This window comes from Shewanella cutis, assembly GCF_022410515.1.
In the GTDB taxonomy this organism is placed as follows: domain Bacteria; phylum Pseudomonadota; class Gammaproteobacteria; order Enterobacterales; family Shewanellaceae; genus Shewanella; species Shewanella cutis.
This window is the reverse complement of record NZ_JACSDI010000004.1, coordinates 207,794-228,134: the sequence shown is the minus strand read 5'-3', so window position 1 is coordinate 228,134 and position 20,341 is coordinate 207,794. Positions and strand designations below refer to the sequence as shown.

Here is a 20,341-nt window from a genome sequence, read left to right as displayed (position 1 = left end):
AACCTCAATCTGTGCGACCCTTTTCCAGCGAAGCACTTGGGTGATGCACCCGAGTGCTGCGTCGCCCTCTGTCGTCTAATGCTGTGAGACATAAATATGAGCGATTCCGAACAAGGCCTAGGTGCAAGCACCAGTGACTGGCCCAAAGCGCTGTTTTATACGGCACTTATTTTCTCGATTTTTCAAATCATTACCGCCGCATTCCACCCCGTATCAACCCAAGTGCTGCGGGCAACCCACGTTGGCTTTTTACTTTTAGTCGTTTTTTTAAGTTATCCGGCGGCGGGCAAAGCTCGACCTTGGCAACCCTTAGCTTGGCTGCTTGGCCTTGCGGGCATGGCAACGGCCGCCTATCAATGGATTTTTGAGGCCGACTTGATCCAGCGCTCAGGCGAACTCACCGATGCCGATATGGTCATGGGTATTATTTTGATTGTATTAGTGTTTGAAGCCGCGCGGCGGGTGATGGGTTGGGCATTACCGATCATTTGCTGTATTTTCTTGGCCTATGGTTTATTCGGCCAATATCTCCCCGGTGACTTAATGCACCGAGGCTATGGCGTTGACCAAATTATCAATCAATTATCCTTTGGTACCGAAGGGCTCTACGGCACACCAACCTATGTGTCGGCCACCTATATCTTCCTGTTTATTCTATTTGGCGCCTTTTTAGAACAAGCAGGCATGATCCGTTTGTTTACCGATTTTGCAATGGGCTTATTCGGCCATAAACTGGGTGGCCCGGCCAAAGTCGCCGTAGTTTCTTCGGCGATGATGGGGACTATCACAGGCTCGGGCGTCGCCAACGTGGTGACCACTGGGCAATTTACCATTCCTCTGATGAAACGCTTTGGTTACCGTCCCGCCTTTGCCGGCGGTGTGGAGGCCACCTCCAGTATGGGTAGCCAAATCATGCCGCCCATTATGGGCGCGGTTGCCTTTATCATGGCTGAAACCATTAACGTGCCGTTTATTGAAATTGCCAAAGCCGCCTTGCTGCCAGCGTTACTGTATTTTTGCTCCGTTTTTTGGATGGTGCATTTAGAAGCCAAACGCGCCAATCTTTGTGGTTTGCCTAAAGATCAATGTCCCGATCCTTGGGCGGCGGTTAAAGAGCGCTGGTATCTGCTTATTCCATTGTTTATTTTGGTTTACTTGCTGTTTTCCGGTAGAACGCCGCTGTTCTCTGGCATGGTCGGCTTAGCGCTGACCTCGATAGTGATCTTAGGCTCAGCCATTGTGCTGCGCCTGCCTTCTAATGCCTTACGTTTTGCCTTTTGGATTGCCCTTGGCGTGCTGTGCGCGGGCTTCTTTCAGATGGGGATTGGCGTAGTATTTGGGGTCATTGCCATACTCGTTGTCATTTGTTGGTTTATCAAAGGCGGTAAAGATACTCTGACCATTTGCTTACATGCATTGGTTGAAGGTGCGCGCCATGCTGTACCAGTTGGGATTGCTTGCGCCTTAGTAGGGGTGATCATCGGTATTGTCTCGCTCACGGGGATTGCTTCTACTTTTGCCAGCTATATTCTCGCTGTGGGGCAGGATAACCTGTTCTTATCCCTAGTATTAACCATGCTCACTTGTCTGGTATTAGGCATGGGAATCCCCACCATCCCTAACTACATTATTACCAGCTCAATTGCCGCACCCGCGTTACTGGATTTAGGCGTGCCGCTGATCGTCTCACATATGTTTGTGTTTTACTTTGGGATTATGGCTGACTTAACACCACCCGTTGCCTTAGCCTGTTTTGCGGCCGCGCCGATTGCAAAGGAGTCGGGATTTAAGATCAGTCTGTGGGCGATTCGTATTGCTATCGCGGGCTTTGTTATCCCTTTTATGGCGGTTTACGATCCAGCACTAATGCTGCAAAGCGATAGCTGGTTGGCCACTATTTATGTACTGATCAAAGTCACTGTCGCGATTGGAATTTGGGGAGTGGTCTTTACCGGCTACCTGCTGCAAAAGCTGTATCTGTGGGAGAGGGTCATCGGCTTCCTTGCGGGGGGCAGTTTGATCCTTGCCACCCCTTTGAGTGATGAAATAGGCTTTGGACTGGCGCTACTGTTTATCGTGCAGCACAGCCTTAGATCGCGCAAGTTGAAACGTCTTGCCGAGCAGGGGTAAGAGTTTGAGCTTAGGCAAAGGTAAGGCAATAAGATGCTAGGCCTATGTTTAGGCCTAGCCGGCACACTGTGGGCACAAGTGCCCACAGAGCAGTTCACCCTCGCATGGAACCACAGCATCGAAAAAATCCGCTGGGAAGAAGACTATCAGCTCAAACCACAAGGCTTAGTGTTAGTTGAAGCCAGAGTGAAAGGCACAGGTGCGGGTATGGACCCCCCCGATAATGCAGTGTTTAGCAATGGTAGTTGGCATTATCAACCTAAGTTGCCAACACTGCCCAAGCTAACCTTGGGCCGAACGCCGGAAGCGGGTGACTATGACTTATGTTTTGCCAACAATAAAGGTGAAGCAAGCTGTTATCCACTGGCGCACTGGATTGGCAAACCTGAAAAACAGCAGGCAAAAGTAGAAGTTTGGGGATGCGAGCTGACAAGCACTCCCCAGTATCCGGATTAGTCGCGCGTTAGCACTTCAAGCAATTCAATTTCAAAGGTGAGATCAGAATTGGGTTTGATATGAGCCCCAACTTGGCGCTCGCCGTAGGCTAAATGCGCGGGTACCAATAACTTGCGTTTGCCGCCCACTTTCATCCCCATAATCCCTTGGTCCCAGCCTTTAATCACTCGGCCAGTCCCAATCACACATTGAAATGCCTGACCACGGTCATAGGAGGAATCGAACTGCGTACCATCCTGCAAGAAACCGCGGTATTGGGTAGTGATCAACGCGCCTTTTACAGCCTCTTTTCCATCACCGACAACCAGATCGATTATTTCTAATTCAGTCATTTAATTAATCTCTTACTCTTCACTCAACACAGTGATTTATCAAAGTGTCTATTCTAACATCGGCACTCCTACTTGTCGGCGTGCAGTGGGAATTTTGTGGCTTATACCAATCTTGCTTGATCCTATCCTCCTTTAAATTCCACTTATTCAACCCCATATCTAGATCATCCCCGAGCTTAGGAGCCAGATTATGATTATTGCTTGCCCCCACTGTGACACCTTAAACCGCGTGCCCCAAGAGCGGTTAACTGAGCAGCCAACCTGCGGCAAATGCAAACAGGAGCTGTTTGCGGCGGCGCCTATTGAACTCACAAGCACCAATTTTATTAATCATGCCCAAAAATCAGAGTTACCCATAGTTGTTGATTTTTGGGCAAGTTGGTGCGGCCCCTGTAAAAGTTTTGCGCCTATATTTTCTGATGCCGCAACAGCATGGGAGCCAATGTTCCGCTTCGGTAAGATTAATACTGAAGAACAACAATCCCTTGCGGCTCAATTTAATATTCGCTCCATTCCCACCTTAATGATTTTCAAGCAGGGACAACTCCTCGCGCAGCAAGCTGGCGCCTTACCTAAGCCAGCGTTCGATCAATGGTTAAAACGTTATAGTTAATGTGTGCTTCGCCCATAAAAATACCCAGCTAAGCTGGGTATTTTTATTTGGATGAATCAGAGGCGATTACACTTCCCAGAAGGTGTGAGCAATAATGCCCAGCACTATCATGCTGAGGAAGTTAACTATCATGCCCACTCGCACCATTTCCGACTGCTTGATATGGCCAGAGCCATAAACAATGGCGTTAGGCGGCGTCGCCACTGGCAACATAAAGGCGCAGGATGCGGCAATACCAATTAGCACGGATAGCATGACGGGGGATACCCCCAATGCTTCGGCAATGGCCGCAAATACAGGCACTAACAGCGCCGCACTCGCGGTATTACTGGCAAATTCGGTTAGCATTACCACAAAGGCGATCACCGCAAACACAAACAGCGACATGTGGGTGCTGCCAAAAATATCCGTCATCCAGTGCGCGAGGAACACACTGGTACCGGTAGTTTTGAGCACGGCACTCAAGGTCAAACCGCCACCGAATAAAATCAACACGCCCCAGTCAGTGGTCGATTCAATCTTCTTCCAACCAACTAAACCGAGCCCCGCCAGTAATACCACAGCACCGAGTGCAACGACGGTATCAAACTGGGTTATTCCGCCAAGCGCTTTTGCCAACGGCACACTGAAAATCCAGCAACATACGGTCGCAAGGAAGATAACCAGCGTCAGTTTTCCTTGGAACGTGAGCTTTTGATCTTCAAGTGCAAGCTCGCATTTGGCCGACAAGTCTGGCTTAAAGTACCAATAGAGCGCAATGAGCATCATAGGGAGCATTAAGATCACGGTTGGAATGCCAAATTTTAGCCAATCGCTAAAACTTAACCCCACCTGCGCTGCGGCAATCGCGTTGGGCGGACTGCCGACTAAAGTACCAATACCGCCGATATTAGCGGAATAGGCAATCCCCAATAATAGGAACACATAGGTACTGTGATAGGTTTTACGATCTAATTGCTGCAAAATTCCCAGTGCCAGTGGCAGCATCATTGCCGTGGTTGCGGTATTACTGATCCACATCGACAGCAGCGCAGTTACCCCAAACAACATTAAGCAGGCAATACTCAGCTTGCCTTTAGAGGCCAGCAGCAATTTTTGCGCGATTAAGGTATCAATCTTTTGATTGTGCAATGCAGCTGCAAGCACAAAACCACCGAAAAACAGATAGATAATTGGATTGGCAAAGTTACTCATGGCCTCTTTGGTTTCAAATACCCCAAAGAATACCGCCAAAATAGGCACTAAAATCGCAGTAATACTGATATGAATCGCTTCGGTTAACCACAGAATGGCCGCAAAGACTAAAATCGCAAGCCCCGTATTCACGCCCTGCTCAAAGGGTAAACCGTAATACAGTGCAAATAGCAGCACAATATCCGCCATTAGGACCAGCATGTTTTTCTTTTCAAGCCCAGTATTGGCGGGCGAATGATTAGGGGGAACCGACGTTGATTGCGTTAAGGACATGGTGACTACTACCTTCATACCATTATTTTTTCTAGCAAATTTAGGGCATAGGTCACACTAGTAAAAGCAGTTTATTTTGTACTTTAGCTACATAGCAACAACAAAATGCTAAGACTTAAAACGCAAAAAAACCATTTTCTCGATAAAAACCACCTATTTTTGATCTCAAGTGATGAACAAAACTTTCAAACGGATAAAAATACTGCAAAAGTTTGATAAAGCTGTAACTAAATAAATATTTAAAACTGTGATAAAGATCAAATCATAGCGTAATTCAAAGTGATAAAAGCCTTAATTTAATATTAATTTTTAACAATATAAAGTGCTAATTAATTGCATAACATCCAGATAATCATCCAACTGACTTTTCATCGCTAATAACAAAGCTTATGAGCACCAGAGCGTGTTAATATTTCGAGATTAGATTTTGTTCGTTCTGATAAGTAAGTGATCACCAAACAACGCGTTACATGTTGCTTTTCCACCCAAACCAACAACATTTAAACTTCAATATCTATATGAATAATAAACACAAATATTATTCACCATCTCAGTCAATCTTACTCACTTTACCCTGTGAGCAATCCAGCCTAAAGTCGCGCTCGCAACCTCGCCGCCTGTTTATTTTTTTACCTGTTTGGTACCGCTTGTGGAAAATATGCTGTTAGCTCAACCCAATCAAAAGCCAGGGCTATTTGTTCCAGTGGCTGGACTCAGTCTATTTGCCTTGGCGTCAGGCTACTTGATGAGTTTGATCCCACTCTCACTCACTTACTTTGATCTAAGCCTTGATCTTGCACCTTGGCTGGCGAGTATTTTCTACCTTGGCTTATTACTGGGCGCACCTTGTATTGCACCGATTGTCAGCCGCATAGGGCACAGTAAGGCCTTTATTTTGTTCTTAAATATCTTACTGTGCAGCGTTGTGGTGATGGTTTTGCTGCCACAGAGCAGTGTTTGGTTAGCAGCACGCTTGATTGCCGGCATCGCCGTGGCGGGGATTTTTGTGGTAGTTGAATCCTGGTTACTGATGGCCGATACCCAAAAACAAAGGGCAAAACGTTTAGGCCTATACATGACTGCCCTCTACGGCGGCACCGCCATTGGGCAACTCGCCGTAGATTATTTAGGTACCACGGGTAATTTACCCTACTTGGTGGTAATAGGTTTGCTGGCCGCCGCCAGTTTACCTGCACTGTTGGTTAAACGTGGCCAACCACAGTCCAGTGAACAACACTCCATTGCCCTTTCCGACCTAAAAACCTTGAGTAAACCCGCCATTGCAGGCTGTTTAGTTTCAGGATTATTACTCGGCCCCATTTACGGCCTATTGCCTGTGTATGTGTCGCGGGACATGGGTTTTGCGCAGCAGACGGGGCAATTTATGGCGCTAATTATCTTGGGCGGCATGATAGTTCAGCCCTTAGTGAGCTATTTATCTCCCCGCATTCAAAAGAGTGTGTTGATGACCGCCTTTTGCTTAGTGGGTGCCGCAGCGCTGTTGTTACTGATGCAAACATCGCTTGTGGGATTATGGTTGGGTTTTGTGTTACTCGGCGCCTGCGCCTTTGCCCTCTACCCCATCGCCATCAGTCTGGCCTGCGATCATCTGCCCAGCAGCCAAATCGTCTCCGCCACTCAGATTATGTTGCTAAGCTATTCTGTGGGTTCGGTTATCGGCCCCGTTGCCGCCAGTCGTTTTGATGATATAGAACATGGCTTACCACTGTATTTAGCCGCAAGTTTTTTAGTCACGGCTTGCTACCTCAGTGCACACTTACTGGCCCGAAGTAAAGCTCGCCTACCCACTGCGAAGGCTTAGTCCAGAGCCGTTAATGTTAAGTCTCTCCCCCTGTGAATAGCAATGGGCGCCGATAACTGCGCCCATTGTGATTACGATGTTTGTTGGGTTAATTCTGCCACAGGCACTTTGGCGGGAATGGCCCAGACACTGTCCTGCGGCCCATTAAACACCCGATGGCGAGTAAGCTTGTAACCATAAAAGAACATCCCGCTAAAGGCCAAGGCCGCCAGATCGACGCCTAAAGTTGCCGCAGAATAAGGTGCCCATAAGCCTAAACTTGGCGCGATTACCGCAACTAAAGACGTGATTGGCATCGCCAATGTAGCCAAGGCGCACAAAGGCAAAATCACTAGCGCCGCCTTGGCTGCACCACGCCAAAAGGCGAAAGCCACCAGCAATCCAAACACCAGATAATAGAGCCACAAATAGACGTGGTTAATATTGCCAACGTGTACATATAACCATTTACCCAGCAGCATACTTACCGCTAAAGCGGCAACAGAGCCAAGGCAAATCCCCACTGTGGCGCTGGCCATTAAACGGCAGGCACGGGTTTGCTCAGTTGCCAACTTTTTACGACGCTTTTCCAGCCACAGCAAATTGCCACTGTAAAATAAAAAAGCACCGCTCAAACCTAAAAAGAAATACACCCAGCGCCCGAGGTCGCCCCCATAACTGCCAAAGTGTAATCCAAAGAATACCGCGACTGTTCTGGCCCAAATCCCCTTGTCACTTTGGTCAATAGTGCTATTGGATACCTTAAGGCTATAGGGATGCAGATATAAGTAATCAGTGACAGGTCCACGCATAAAACCATTGGGGTTATATAAGCCTAGCCGCAAGGTCGCACGGGGATTATCCAAGTTCATAAAGGTCATTTCATGAACTTGATAGTCAGGAGCCAACTCCTGCACTTTAGTCAGTACCGTTGTGATCTTAGGCAAATCGGCAAGTGTATAGGGCGTTCTGTCGGGTGCCGATTGGGCAAATAATGGTTTTTCACCATAAACCATATGCTTAAGCCCATCGTAAAGCTGATCATGGAAGGCAAACACAATCACAGTTACACATATCACTAGATGAAACGGCAGGCTGGTAATCCCCACTAAATTATGGGCATCGAGCCAAAAACGGCTCTCACCCTTATCTTTGCGCAGGGCGAAAAAGCTTTTGGTTAAGGTGGGTAGTAAAAAAATCACCCCAGAAACCAATGCCAAGAAGTATAAAACGGCGGCTATCCCCAACACATAGACACCGGCCTGATCGTGGCCGACTTCGCCAGCAATCCCTGCGGTGCGATGCAATTGGTCAATCAGTTCAGCCAACTCACTGGGCGTACTTAGTTGAGTGACTAATTGCCCACGCTCGTCAAGACTGGCATGCCAAAGCTGGTGACTCATGCTAAGTTCACGCTCCGAGCCCTGTTGATACCAAGTCATCGGCGATTGATGCTCATCATTTAAGTGCAAACTAAAACCGATTTTGGCCTTATCATCCTGCGCTAATACCTGCGCGACTAAGTCATCCAGTTTCTCGGTGGGCACTTGAGGCAAGGTCAGGGCTGGCGGCATTGACCAAGCGTCAATCGCACCCTTAAACATGGTGAGCGAGCCGGCATAAAAGCCAATAAACAATACGACTCCAGCGATGATACCAGTCCAAATATGGATAGACTGATACACCCGTAACACATCACTGCGAACTTTCATCCTTGTCACCTAAAGGTATATAACACTATATAAGTCAATACGTTAAACAAGCTCAAGTAGCCAATTGCCCTGAGTCCGGTTTTAAACATAAAGCTAAAACTTAAGATCAATAACCAGATAGGCGTTATCAGCCACATGTTGAACTGCACTTTGGTATCAGCATCGATACCGCCCGGGCCAAACCAGGCAAATAACCCCACCAATCCAAGCGCTAAAGTAAATCCTAAAATCAATCCCGCTAGAGACTTAGTCCACCAGTCGGGTTGTAATTTGTCCTGCTCAGCTAAACGTGCCATGAGTTATTTCCGCCCGATAAGCGAGAGAAAAGGCACTAACCCCGTCAATAACATCAACAGGGCTAACCAAATAAAAATCGCGGCGCTAAGGGTAAATAGACTGAGCCAACCGATTAAGCTGGCAAAGGCAAAACCATAGGCGAGTAAACGCCAAGGCCGCTGAGGAAGGGAACTTGCAAACAGTTTTTGCTGCTTGTTGGTCACATAAAATAACAAACAGGCCAACAGCGTCGCTAACAGAAATATAAGTTGCAACACAGGAGTTTATCCTCTCACCACAAAGCGTTAGCACTCGAGTCCATTTGCCTATGCTTGCTGTACATCCTGTAAAAATATAAGCGCATGAAAGCTATGGAAGAATTTGAATTTCAGGACTCTAGTATTGGTGAGAATAATTCGCAATAAGATTTACACTGTAAGCATAGGTTATGGTAGTTCAGTCACAGCGCTACAACCCAGACACCTAGTTGTTGCCTGTTGTCAACCATTAAGATACATTTTGCAGCAACCGTTTCGTCTCGATATAAATAGTCATCAACACGATCCGCGCCCACTCCAAACCCATCTCGACGACCCTAGCAAAGGAAGCTAAATGATAAAAAATGAACTCAACCTGCCAAGTTCCTTTGGCCTGTCTAAAATCATTCCTTTAGTGATTTTACTCATCCTATTCATCTCACTCTTTGGCAGTTGGTACACGGTTGACCAAGGTGAGCGCGGGGTTATTCTGCGAAACGGTAAAATCATTGGCACCGCCGAGCCAGGGTTAGGTTTTAAAATGCCGCTGTTTGATACAGTCGTCAAAATCTCAACCCAAACCCACACCACCAGCTACAGCTCATTACAAGCCTATAGCCGCGATCAGCAACCTGCGACACTCAATGCCTCGGTAACTTTTAACGTACCGCCGGATCGTGTCGAAGAAGTCTATGCCAACTTTAAGAGTATCGATGCCATGGTGGCTCGCTTGCTTGACCGCCAAGTGCCAACGCAAGTCGAGAACATTTTTGGTAAATACACTGCAATTTCGGTGGTGCAGGAGCGGGTTAAATTTGGTATCGATGTGACCAATGCCATCACCCAATCGGTGAAAGGGCCCATCGAGATCACCTCTGTACAAATTGAAAACATCGACTTCTCTAACGCCTATGAGAAGTCCGTCGAAGACAGAATGCGCGCCGAAGTTGAAGTACAAACCCAACTGCAAAACCTTGAGAAAGAAAGAGTCAGTGCCCAAATCGCCGTGACCCAAGCTCAGGCGGAAGCCGATTCGCAACTGGCTCGCGCGAAAGCCGAAGCCGAAAGTATCCGTATCAAAGGGGATGCTGAAGCCTCGGCCATTAAGAGCCGCGCCGAGGCACTGGCACAAAATCAAAACCTTGTCGAACTCACCAAGGCCGAGAAGTGGGATGGAAAACTGCCAACTACCGTCTTACCAACCGGCACACTGCCCTTTATCGATGCGAAAAAAGGCAACTAACCTTAGGTTTAACCCGACAATAAAAAATCCCAGTGTTAACCCTAACACTGGGATTTTTCGTTATTCGATGACCTAGGGTGAGATAGATTAAGAACAGCAATCGCTGCGGCGTAACCAGCTTCTTGGGATCTTCTCAAACACCACTTTCGCCATCAACAACGCCAGTACGATACCAGAGGTGGCGACTAGCCACTCAGGTAACATTTGATGCTGTTCACCGATCAGCGGCATTACTTTAAAACCAAAGGTAGCAACCAAATAATTCACCAACGCGCCAGCAACTAAGGCAACCCCTAATACACCGCCAAGATAACCGTAGAGCGCACGCTTACCCAGCTCCTTGGTCACTACGCCTAAGGTGGCGATATTGGTCGCAGGACCCGCTAACATAAACACCAATACAGCACCGGGTGACACGCCAGCGAGTAACAAGCCCGCCGCAATCGGTGTCGAAGCCGTGGCGCAAATGTACATAGGCACTGATACCAGTACCATCACCAGCATCGCTAGCAATCCATCGCCCCACTTAGCTAAAAAGTCAGTAGGTACATAAGTCTGCACTAACGCCGCAAAGAATAACCCCACCAGCAACCATAACGTAGTATCACGCACTAGATCTGTTGCGGCATATTTAAGGCCAATCCCTACCCGCGCAATCACAGACTCAGACTTAAGCTCCGTCGCCATATCTTGCGTAGAGGCGCAGCAGCTTTCACCTTGAGGCTTGTCAGCAACCTGCGAGCTTGTGCTGCAGCAGGCGCCTTTTTTCACTACCACCAATTTTTCAGGCTCAGCCGTTTGCATGCCACAACATGAACCCGCGCTTTCACTCTTAACAGGACTCACCTTTGCCACAGCCCCAAACGTTTGACCAGCCATCACACTGGAGGAAGCCGCCATTAAGCTCGGTGTAGCCATCGGCGTCATTTTGATTTTCGGCTCGGTTGATGGCACTTTCGCGTTATCACTGCCGCAGCAGGAAGATTTGACAGGCGTGATTGCAGGCACCTTGGTCGATGAGCAGCAGCTTTGCACCGCTTCGGCTTTTATCATCGCAGGTTGCGCCGAAGATTTAGAAGCGCAGCATGAAGCAACAGGAGTACTGCTAGCTAATGGTTTGTCTGACTGAGCCTTGTCTAACTGGGCCTCGGCCTTAGCCGCAGGTTTGCCATCGTCATCATCACGGCCAACCAATAAGCCCGCAACAATAGCACTGGTGATCGCCGCAATTGGCCGCACTATTGCCATAAAAGGGCCGAGCAAGACATAGGAAACCGTTACGGAATCGACCCCTGTTTCGGGGGTGGAGACTAAAAAGGAAGTGGTTGCCGCTTTCGATGCACCAGAGCGGCGCAGCCCCACGGCAGCGGGGATTACCCCGCAAGAGCACAGCGGTAAAGGTGCGCCTAATAATGCCGCCTTGACCACAGTTTTAAACCCATGTCCGCCTAGCTGTTTTTGCATCCATGCCATGGGCACAAATACCTTCAGCAATCCTGCTAAAACCAACCCAAGCAACAGCCAAGGGGCGGAATCTAAAAATAGATCGATAAAATTGTTCAGTAACATCATTAATCCCCTGATTTATCTGCTGTTGCAGCAATATGTACATGCTCTGAATGGGAGCCTTGCCCATGGTCATGCTCAAACCGAACTCGCTCGGTACTCGACTCCAGCGCTTCTAAAATCGAGCAATGTTCGGCGCTACGCGGCCCGCCACAGCAAGCATCCGATAAACTCTGCAAACTGGTTTGAAAATGCAGTAACTCGGCAATCTTCGCCTGCACCTGCGCCAACTTGAGGTCAACCATGCCCTTGACATCGGCACAGGCCCAATTGGATTTGTCGAGGTCGATAGATAACAACTCACTGATTTCACTCAAGGTAAAACCCACGGCCTTCGCCCGCAGAATAAAACGCAACCTCGCCGCATCGGCATCGGTATAGACCCGATAGCCAGAGTCGGTACGGCTCGAAGGCGCAAGCAGGCCGTGTTTCTCATAAAATCTGAGGGTATCGGCCTTAACCTCACATAAATCGGCTAACTCACCAATTCGGTACATAGTTAATCCTTTGCAGTTTTACTCGCATCATCTCAAGCAACACTGACAACCAATATGATAGAGCGAGTATAAACCTTGGAGCCTACTCCAAGGTCAAGGGCTATTTTTAACTTTATACCGCACTCAAAAACCATTGCACTTTGTTCTGATATCAATATTGTGAAATCGCGCAGAAAAAACACCCGTAAATCCCGTTTTACGGTAGAATACGCGCGCCTGACGCTGGGACAAAAAATATAAGTAGGACCAAGGGGCTTTTGGAAAGCAGAACCGATTGAAGTTGTTCTGTTTTCCGAAAGATCCTTGAAACTAAAATAACTGGACCCTGTACCCAAATGACTGTTGCAAATCATGCCAGACCCATTCGTCGCGCGCTGTTAAGCGTTTCAGATAAAACCGGAATTCTCGAATTCGCCAAAGCATTACACGCCCAAGGCGTTGAACTGCTGTCAACGGGCGGCACCGCTCGCTTGTTAGCGGATAACGGTGTGCCTGTTATCGAAGTATCTGACTATACAGGACACCCTGAGATCATGGATGGCCGCGTTAAAACTCTGCACCCGAAAGTGCATGGCGGCATTTTGGCGCGTCGCGGTCTTGATGAAAATGTCATGGCCGCCAACAACATCAATGCAATCGATTTGGTTGCGGTTAACCTCTACCCCTTTGCCGATACCGTTGCTAAAGCCGGTTGCACCTTAGAAGATGCGATTGAAAACATCGACATCGGTGGCCCGACTATGGTGCGCGCTGCGGCGAAAAACCATAAAGACGTGACTATCGTGGTAAATGCGGCCGACTATAACCGCGTATTAGCTGAAATGGCCGCCAACAATGGCAGCACGACTCACGCGACCCGTTTTGATTTAGCGATTGCCGCCTTCGAACACACAGCGGGTTACGATGGTATGATCGCCAACTACTTCGGCACTATGGTTCCAATGCATAGGGTTCCTGCACACAGTACTGATGAGTGCTTCGAAGACTCAAAGTTCCCACGCACCTTCAACACTCAATTAGTGAAGAAGCAAGATCTGCGTTACGGTGAAAACAGCCACCAAACAGCGGCCTTCTATGTCGACACTAAGATCGATGAAGCTTCAGTAGCCACTGCCGTTCAGCTGCAAGGTAAGGCTTTGTCTTACAACAATATCGCCGATACCGATGCCGCCCTTGAGTGCGTGAAAGAGTTCAGTGAACCCGCCTGCGTTATCGTTAAACACGCTAACCCATGTGGTGTTGCACTGGGTAAAGACTTGCTCGATGCCTATAACCGCGCCTATCAAACTGATCCAACTTCAGCCTTTGGCGGCATTATCGCCTTCAACGGCGAGTTAGACGCAGCCACCGCCAGCGCTATCGTTGAACGTCAATTCGTTGAAGTGATCATCGCGCCAGTTGTGAGCCAAGGCGCCCGCGATGTGGTAGCTAAGAAAACCAACGTGCGCCTGTTAGAGTGCGGTCAATGGGATACTAAGACCAAAACCTTAGACTACAAACGCGTTAACGGCGGCTTGTTAGTGCAAGATCGCGACCAAGGCATGGTTGGTTTAGATGACATTAAAGTCGTGACTAAACGTCAACCTACCGAGAGCGAGCTGAAGGACTTAATGTTCTGCTGGAAAGTGGCTAAGTTCGTTAAATCTAACGCGATTGTTTACGCTAAAGACGGCATGACCATCGGTGTCGGCGCTGGCCAAATGAGCCGCGTCTACAGTGCTAAGATTGCGGGTATCAAGGCTGCCGATGAAGGCTTAGAAGTGGTGAACTCTGTGATGGCGTCCGATGCCTTCTTCCCATTCCGCGACGGTATCGATGCCGCAGCGGCAGCGGGCATCAGCTGCATCATCCAGCCAGGTGGTTCAATGCGCGATGCTGAAATCATCGCCGCGGCCGACGAACACGGCATGGCCATGGTGATGACCGGCATGCGCCACTTCCGTCACTAATGCCTCCTACAGCCAGCACGCCAAGTGCTGGCTGTTTCGTTTATCGCACTCAGTGAACATAAGAATCTAACCACAAGAATTTAAAACTCAAAGGGATGACTTAACATGAAAGTATTAGTTATTGGTGGCGGCGGCCGCGAACATGCCCTAGCTTGGAAAGCGGCACAATCGGCTCAGGTAGACACAGTCTATGTTGCACCGGGTAACGCGGGCACAGCCCTTGAACCCAACATCGAAAACGTCGCCATCAGCGCGACGGATATTCCTGCGCTGCTCGATTTTGCAAAAACTAATCAAATCGAACTCACCATCGTCGGCCCTGAAGCGCCGCTGGTATTAGGTGTGGTTGATGCCTTTAACGCTGCGGGTTTACCGATTTTTGGCCCAACCAAGGCGGCAGCTCAGTTAGAAGGATCTAAGGCGTTCACTAAGGACTTCTTAGCGCGCCACAATATCCCAACCGCAGGTTATAAAAACTGTACCGAAATCCAAGACGCTAAAACATTCGTGCGTGAGCTGACGGGCAAGACGGGTTACCCAGTCGTTATCAAAGCCGACGGTTTAGCGGCGGGCAAAGGCGTGATCATTGCCCAAGATCAAGCCGAAGCGGACGCGGCGATTGATGATATGCTCGCCGGTAATAAGTTTGGTGATGCGGGCTCTCGCGTGGTGATCGAAGAGTTCTTAAAAGGCGAAGAAGCCAGCTTTATCGTGATGGTCGATGGCAAGAATATCCTCGCCATGGCCACCAGCCAAGACCATAAAGCCCGCGATAATGCCGATCACGGTCCAAACACTGGCGGCATGGGCGCTTACTCACCTGCGCCCGTGGTCACCCAAAGCGTACACGATTGGACGATTGCCAATGTTATTCGCCCAACAGTGGATGGCATGGCGGCCGAAGGCAATGTGTACACTGGCTTCCTGTATGCAGGCCTGATGATCGCACCAGACGGCAGCGCCAAAGTACTGGAATACAACTGCCGCTTTGGCGACCCAGAAACCCAACCAATTATGATGCGCCTCAAGTCTGATCTGGTTGAGCTGTGTTTAGCCGCGACCCGTGGCGAGCTGGATAAAGTCACTGCCGAGTACGACGAGCGCGCCGCAGTTGGCGTAGTGTTGGCCGCAGGCGGTTACCCAGATGAGTATCGCAAAGGCGATGTGATTGATGGCCTTAGCCTAGGTAATAACGATGCCAAGGTCTTCCACGCCGGTACTGAGATGAAAAACGGCCATGTGGTCACCAATGGCGGCCGTGTGTTATGCGCCACAGCATTAGGTAACACAGTCACCGCAGCACAAAAAGCCGCGTATCAACTGGTTGATGAAATCCACTGGGATGATGTGTACTTCCGTACCGATATTGGCTATCGCGCCATCGCCCGTGAACAACAGGACTAAGTTTAATCCTGCTAAAAAACCGGCTTTAGCCGGTTTTTTTATGCCTTAATTTTGACGATAGTCAAAATTAAGGCAATGATTTATATATGTTTTTACCCATAAACCCCTACTTTGGTCACGATTATTCCTATACAATGCTGCATAAATGTTAATTACCTAAAAGATTAAGGACTCCCTATGGAGATTAGACTGATATCTGCCGCCATCGCCTTACTCATTGGCGGGTGTGGGGGCGGATCTGAGGATACGGGCACCACAACCCCCCCCACACCACCGGTTCCGCCTCCGACAGTGACCCAATATACTGCCAGTGTCAGTCAGGTAGCGGGTGGCAAACTCACTCCCGCAAGCCAAAAAGTCGATTCGGGCAAAAGCGCCAGCTTTAGTGTTCAAGCGGACGCGGGCTTTGTACTGGATAATATTAGCGGCTGTGGCGGCTCATTAACCGAGTTAACTTACACCACAGCTGCAATGACGGCAGATTGCGCTATTACCCCAGCCTTTATCAGCAATGCAGAAAATGCCATTCGGCATCAAGATCATAGCCTTGCCAGCGCCAATGAGCTTATTGACTTCAGTACCGCTAAACTGGCAAGCATTGATGCGGTACGTAAAGCGCAAATCACCCAGCTCTATCAAGGTGTAGGTAGCAGCATTAGCTGGCATCCGACTCACGACTCCATTACCTTTTCGAGCTTTATGCCGGAAAACACATTTACCCTACTGCCATCAAATGTGGATGGCAGTGGCGCCAGCGCCGTGCGCGGCCTAGTGATGGCGGGTGAACAGCAAGGACAACGTTATGCCGCCATGGGTGGCAACTTGTTTAGCGTCAACACTTCTGCGCAGACAGATGTGCTGCTGAAAAACCTCATCTCATGGCTGACTAAAGGTGGCGATCAACAGGATGGCCTCAGCATAGTCACGGCACAAATGCCGAGTCGCGCCGACAGTTGGTATTTCCCCCATAACGAAGGGATCCGCACTTGGCTAAGCAAGTACTACCCAGATACTCACAGTATCAATGCCGCCAATAGCTGTGATTACAGCGCCCTCGCCAGCTGCATTGATAACCAAAAGCCAGATTTAATTGTTATCAGTGATATTGACCGCGACAACCTAGGTTACGCAGGCATTCAAGCTGCAATTGCTAAAGCCAAGGCCGCAGGAATTCCGCTGCTAGTCTCAAACTACTGGCGTAATCAAAGCCCAATGCTCTCACCCCTTTACCTTGAAATGGGGCTCTCCACCGCAGGTAACTATTGGTCCAAACTCAATGCAGATAATCTGAGTGTGAGCACTATTCTGACGGAAGATAAAGCACTGACAGATGTCGAAAAACTACTTGTTAACTTGCGGGAACAACGCTTCGATACGCAGGTATTAAATGACTGCGGCGGCAATTATTTGAGCTGTAATAGCAGCGCCTTTGTTGAGGCCTTTAAAGCGGGTGCCGACTGGTACCGCAGCAGCGCTGAAACCTTAGATAGCAATGGCATTGATGTGTTTAGTCGCACTAACTTCCCATTGATGAAAGCCGGTTTACTACTCGCCGATAAATACCGTAGCGAAATTGACTATCCCATCGCCTACAGCGAGTTCACTCAATGGCAGCAGGCCTTGTTTGCCGATTGGACTGTGAGCTACGCCCGCACGCGTAACCTTGCCCAAGCGGATTTAGGGGAATATGTCATCGACAAGACAAAACTCAGCAAAGGCACCAATGCTCACTACGCTTATCCGGCCACAGTATCAGAGCGCAAAACCATCACAGTGCCTTACTCAGGCCAATGGACAACAACCGGCTGGTACGCCTTACCAGGGCAAACCATCAAATTCAGTCGTTTGGATAACACCAATGCCAATGTGGAAGTTAAACTCAATTATCATAGACGTAATACCAACCGCGCCTTTGAGCAAAAGATATATCGCGCGCCGCTTGAGTTAGCACAACAACGCATTAAACTCGCTAAAGGACAAAGCATTGAGTTTTCAACACCCTATGGTGGCCCAATTTACCTTTATATCAGCGGCGGTCAAGGCGCTCTCAGTGTCGATATCAATGCACAGAATGTGGCTAAGCACCCAAGTATTATGGATTTCTCCAATCCTGCTGAAATCACCGCCTTCAATGACAACATTCAAAACACCGAGCTACCCCATGTAGATCTGCGCACCGATGGCGCTGAGCAGCATTTACGCCGCGACCGTTTTATGAATGCCATTGGCGGTAATGTACCCGATGTGAATGCGCTGCTTAACAGTATTGTCGATGACCATATCAACAGTGTTTACACCTTAGCGGGACTTAAGATCCAAGGTAAGAGCTTAACTGAGTCGTTACCCACCGATGTACTCTCAAACTGCCAGGCACTGTTTGGGCAAGATTGCACCGATGCCAGTCTGCACACGCGCACGATTATCCAACATGCTAACTATGACCAAAATGCCCACTGCGGCTCCGGTTGTAGCGGTAACCCTTGGGATGCCGCTTGGAATATTTCACCCACGGGTTGGGGAGATAACCACGAGCTAGGGCATAATCTGCAAACCAATCGCCTCAATGTGCAATATGCCACCGCAGCCAATCGTGACAACTGGACTGGCTATGGCAGCCGCGCAGGGGAAAACTCCAACAATATCTTCCCCTATGTGGTGAAATGGAAAACTCACTATCTGCGTGATGGTAATACCAACACCATCAATGATGGCCATATGAATCACAAAGATCTCTTCTATGTGTTTATGTCCGATGCTGCAGGCACGACGGATACCAGTGGCAAACGCGTGGTCTTTGGTGCCAACTGTAAAGTGCTAGATGTAGGCGAAGACCGATATACCGCGCCTTGGGCAAGTAATGATTATGCGGTACATAATGGCTATCGCATGGGGTTTTATATACAAATGGCACTTAAGGCCCATGGCATGACCTTGAGTGACGGCACCACCTTAGCTAATGGTTTTAATCTTTTCACCTTGCTGTATCAGCACAGCCGTATTTTCGGTAAATACGCTAATAACGCCAGCGATTGGGAGGCAAACCGCAGTAAACTCGGTTTTGACTTGTTCCCCTTCGATGGCCACAGCGTTTACGGTGGTAAAAACGTCAGAGATATTCCGGGCAATGACTTTATGTTGGTTTCCTTGAGTAAACTCACAGGTAAAGATTGGCGCAGCCATTTCGACATGCTGGGGCTGCGTTATTCCAGCCTTGCAGTAGCGCAAGTCACGGCAAACGCCACTCTCGGTTCTGTGCCAATGGGCATGTATGAACTCGAAACCGATTTACCACCCGCCAACATGAGCCAGGGCCTAACCTTTATTCCTCTTTCACTTAGCGATAGCAGCACACTGTGGAAAGGCACTGGCTCACCTAGCCAATGCACAAAACCTTAAGATATTGAAATTTAAATGTAATAACCAATAAACCTCGCAAATGCGAGGTTTATTTTTGCCTAAATACGTGATCTGACGCACATCAGCAGAGGGAGGGATGGCGCACTATTTAACCTCAATAATGACATCCAACAATAAATCAGGGGTTTTCTATGGGTTATTCAATCAAAGACATCATTTATCAAGGCGAAAAGTCCGGCGTACACAACTGGCAAACCCTATCGGGGCAGGATTTTTACTGGCATCCAGATTGGTTACACATTGCCGAGGATCTTACAGGCCACAAAGCGACAGCGAGTATTCAGGCAGAGGGAACAAAAGCGACTCAAAACGAAGCTGAGCAAACCATAGTTAAACACCTCAATAAAAGCTAACGCCCTGAAGCAATTGCTTTACGGGCAATTTTATCGATTAAGCCCGGTGCAATCAGCTTTAGCCAGCGCCCGAGTCGGCCACGTAGCGAAGTAATGAGCAGCCGCCCTCGGGTCGCTATCACTGGGAGCATCATGTTGGCACATTGCTCAGCAGTGATAATTTTGGCTTCCTGCATCGGAGATTTACCAAGGGGCTTACCCTCACCGTCGAGGGCGCGCTTATGAATTTGCGAGACAACAAAGTCAGGACAAATAACCGTGACCGCCACATTATCATCAGCAAGTTCAATCCGCAGTGAATCAAAAAAGCCGATAACCGCATGTTTGGACGCCGCATAGCCACTACGAGTTGGCACCCCCGTTAACCCTGCAACCGAAGCGACCACCACCACCTGACCTTGGCTCGATTTTAAGTAGGGTAAGGCGGCGTGAGTTAAATGCGCTGGGCCTAAATAGTTGACACGCATGATATCTTCGAGCACAGACAACTGGTTAAGCTCATCAAAACGTGACCACATCGTCATGCCCGCATTGTTCACCAGAATATCGATACGACTATAATGGGCTATCGTGGCTTGAATTAAATCTTCACACTGGGAGGCGCTACTGACATCGGCTGCAAACACAAAGGGAGTGGGACCATAGTTAGCCACTTCGAGGGCAAGGGAGGCAAGCCGCGTTTCATTGCGAGCACTCAATACAAGTTGGCATCCTATCCGCGCCATCGCAATGGCCAGCGCGCGACCAATACCTTCAGACGCGCCAGTAATGATGACCACTTTCCCCGTCAGTCCATCCATAACTATTCCTTTGTTACTAATGAGTTAATTACATTTAAGGCTAAGCTCGCACAATCACCTTAAAAGCG

17 protein-coding genes are annotated in these 20,341 nt (G+C 48.8%); 9 read left to right on the top strand and 8 right to left on the bottom strand.

The features are described 5' to 3' along the window. Window positions 1-96: 96 nt before the first annotated feature. Both H9J30_RS09630 and H9J30_RS09625 read left to right on the top strand, forming a co-directional pair. Window positions 97-2,130 (top strand): TRAP transporter permease, encoded by a 2,034-nt coding sequence (locus tag H9J30_RS09630; protein WP_240130827.1) that lies wholly within the window; start codon window positions 97-99, stop codon window positions 2,128-2,130. Window positions 2,131-2,163: 33 nt separating this feature from the next. After that, the gene (locus H9J30_RS09625; protein ID WP_240130826.1) at window positions 2,164-2,586 is read left to right on the top strand and encodes a DUF1850 domain-containing protein; all 423 of its coding nucleotides are present in this window, start codon (window positions 2,164-2,166) and stop codon (window positions 2,584-2,586) included. Here the strand turns inward: H9J30_RS09625 and H9J30_RS09620 are convergent. Then, on the bottom strand, window positions 2,583-2,918 hold the full coding sequence (locus tag H9J30_RS09620; protein ID WP_011070807.1) for an FKBP-type peptidyl-prolyl cis-trans isomerase: 336 nt from the start codon (window positions 2,916-2,918) through the stop codon (window positions 2,583-2,585). The two genes, H9J30_RS09625 and H9J30_RS09620, sit on opposite strands and share 4 nt — an antisense overlap. Before the next feature lie 190 nt (window positions 2,919-3,108). On the opposite strand from H9J30_RS09620, the gene trxC reads away from it, so the two are divergent. Further along, window positions 3,109-3,531, top strand: coding sequence for a thioredoxin TrxC (trxC, locus tag H9J30_RS09615; protein WP_240130825.1), 423 nt, complete (start codon window positions 3,109-3,111; stop codon window positions 3,529-3,531). Window positions 3,532-3,597: 66 nt separating this feature from the next. On the opposite strand, the gene H9J30_RS09610 is transcribed toward trxC, so the two are convergent. Continuing rightward, window positions 3,598-4,998 (bottom strand): DASS family sodium-coupled anion symporter, encoded by a 1,401-nt coding sequence (locus H9J30_RS09610; RefSeq protein ID WP_037413570.1) that lies wholly within the window; start codon window positions 4,996-4,998, stop codon window positions 3,598-3,600. A 649-nt stretch (window positions 4,999-5,647) separates the two neighbouring features. On the opposite strand from H9J30_RS09610, the gene H9J30_RS09605 reads away from it, so the two are divergent. Beyond that, window positions 5,648-6,820: an MFS transporter gene (locus tag H9J30_RS09605; RefSeq protein WP_240130824.1), complete on the top strand. Its 1,173-nt coding sequence runs from the start codon at window positions 5,648-5,650 to the stop codon at window positions 6,818-6,820. A gap of 71 nt (window positions 6,821-6,891) precedes the next feature. Here the strand turns inward: H9J30_RS09605 and H9J30_RS09600 are convergent, their stop codons facing one another. Genes H9J30_RS09600 through H9J30_RS09590 form a run of 3 tightly spaced genes read right to left on the bottom strand, consistent with a single transcriptional unit; the run spans window position 6,892 to window position 9,065 of the window. Then, the gene (locus H9J30_RS09600; protein ID WP_240130823.1) at window positions 6,892-8,511 is read right to left on the bottom strand and encodes a PepSY-associated TM helix domain-containing protein; all 1,620 of its coding nucleotides are present in this window, start codon (window positions 8,509-8,511) and stop codon (window positions 6,892-6,894) included. Window positions 8,512-8,516: 5 nt separating this feature from the next. Next, on the bottom strand, window positions 8,517-8,807 hold the full coding sequence (locus H9J30_RS09595) for a hypothetical protein (RefSeq protein WP_240130822.1): 291 nt from the start codon (window positions 8,805-8,807) through the stop codon (window positions 8,517-8,519). Window positions 8,808-8,810: 3 nt separating this feature from the next. Continuing rightward, on the bottom strand, window positions 8,811-9,065 hold the full coding sequence (locus H9J30_RS09590) for a hypothetical protein (RefSeq protein ID WP_240130821.1): 255 nt from the start codon (window positions 9,063-9,065) through the stop codon (window positions 8,811-8,813). Window positions 9,066-9,399: 334 nt separating this feature from the next. Between H9J30_RS09590 and H9J30_RS09585 the strand changes: the two genes are divergently transcribed. Continuing rightward, window positions 9,400-10,287 carry a prohibitin family protein gene (locus tag H9J30_RS09585; protein WP_240130820.1) on the top strand — a complete coding sequence of 296 codons (888 nt, stop codon included), beginning with the start codon at window positions 9,400-9,402 and terminating at the stop codon, window positions 10,285-10,287. Between the two features lie 87 nt (window positions 10,288-10,374). Here the strand turns inward: H9J30_RS09585 and H9J30_RS09580 are convergent, their stop codons facing one another. Beyond that, entirely contained in the window at window positions 10,375-11,856 is a 1,482-nt protein-coding gene (locus tag H9J30_RS09580; RefSeq protein ID WP_240130841.1) for a permease, read from the bottom strand. A gap of 2 nt (window positions 11,857-11,858) precedes the next feature. Beyond that, window positions 11,859-12,350 carry a Zn(2+)-responsive transcriptional regulator gene (gene zntR, locus H9J30_RS09575; protein ID WP_240130819.1) on the bottom strand — a complete coding sequence of 164 codons (492 nt, stop codon included), beginning with the start codon at window positions 12,348-12,350 and terminating at the stop codon, window positions 11,859-11,861. A gap of 335 nt (window positions 12,351-12,685) precedes the next feature. Between zntR and purH the strand changes: the two genes are divergently transcribed. The 4 genes from purH (at window position 12,686) to H9J30_RS09555 (ending at window position 19,473) form a co-directional block, all read left to right on the top strand. Next, a complete protein-coding gene (purH, locus tag H9J30_RS09570; RefSeq protein WP_240130818.1) occupies window positions 12,686-14,299 on the top strand; it encodes a bifunctional phosphoribosylaminoimidazolecarboxamide formyltransferase/IMP cyclohydrolase in 1,614 nt (537 codons plus the stop codon). A 105-nt stretch (window positions 14,300-14,404) separates the two neighbouring features. Beyond that, window positions 14,405-15,703, top strand: a complete 1,299-nt coding sequence (gene purD / locus H9J30_RS09565) for a phosphoribosylamine--glycine ligase (protein WP_240130817.1) — start codon at window positions 14,405-14,407, stop codon at window positions 15,701-15,703. 177 nt (window positions 15,704-15,880) lie between these two features. Further along, a complete protein-coding gene (locus H9J30_RS09560; RefSeq protein ID WP_240130816.1) occupies window positions 15,881-19,099 on the top strand; it encodes an ImpA family metalloprotease in 3,219 nt (1,072 codons plus the stop codon). A 152-nt stretch (window positions 19,100-19,251) separates the two neighbouring features. After that, window positions 19,252-19,473 carry a hypothetical protein gene (locus H9J30_RS09555; RefSeq protein ID WP_240130815.1) on the top strand — a complete coding sequence of 74 codons (222 nt, stop codon included), beginning with the start codon at window positions 19,252-19,254 and terminating at the stop codon, window positions 19,471-19,473. Here H9J30_RS09555 and H9J30_RS09550 read toward each other — a convergent pair. Then, complete coding sequence (locus tag H9J30_RS09550; RefSeq protein ID WP_240130814.1) at window positions 19,470-20,273, bottom strand: SDR family oxidoreductase; 804 nt, start codon at window positions 20,271-20,273, stop codon at window positions 19,470-19,472. The two genes, H9J30_RS09555 and H9J30_RS09550, sit on opposite strands and share 4 nt — an antisense overlap. Window positions 20,274-20,341: the final 68 nt, after the last annotated feature.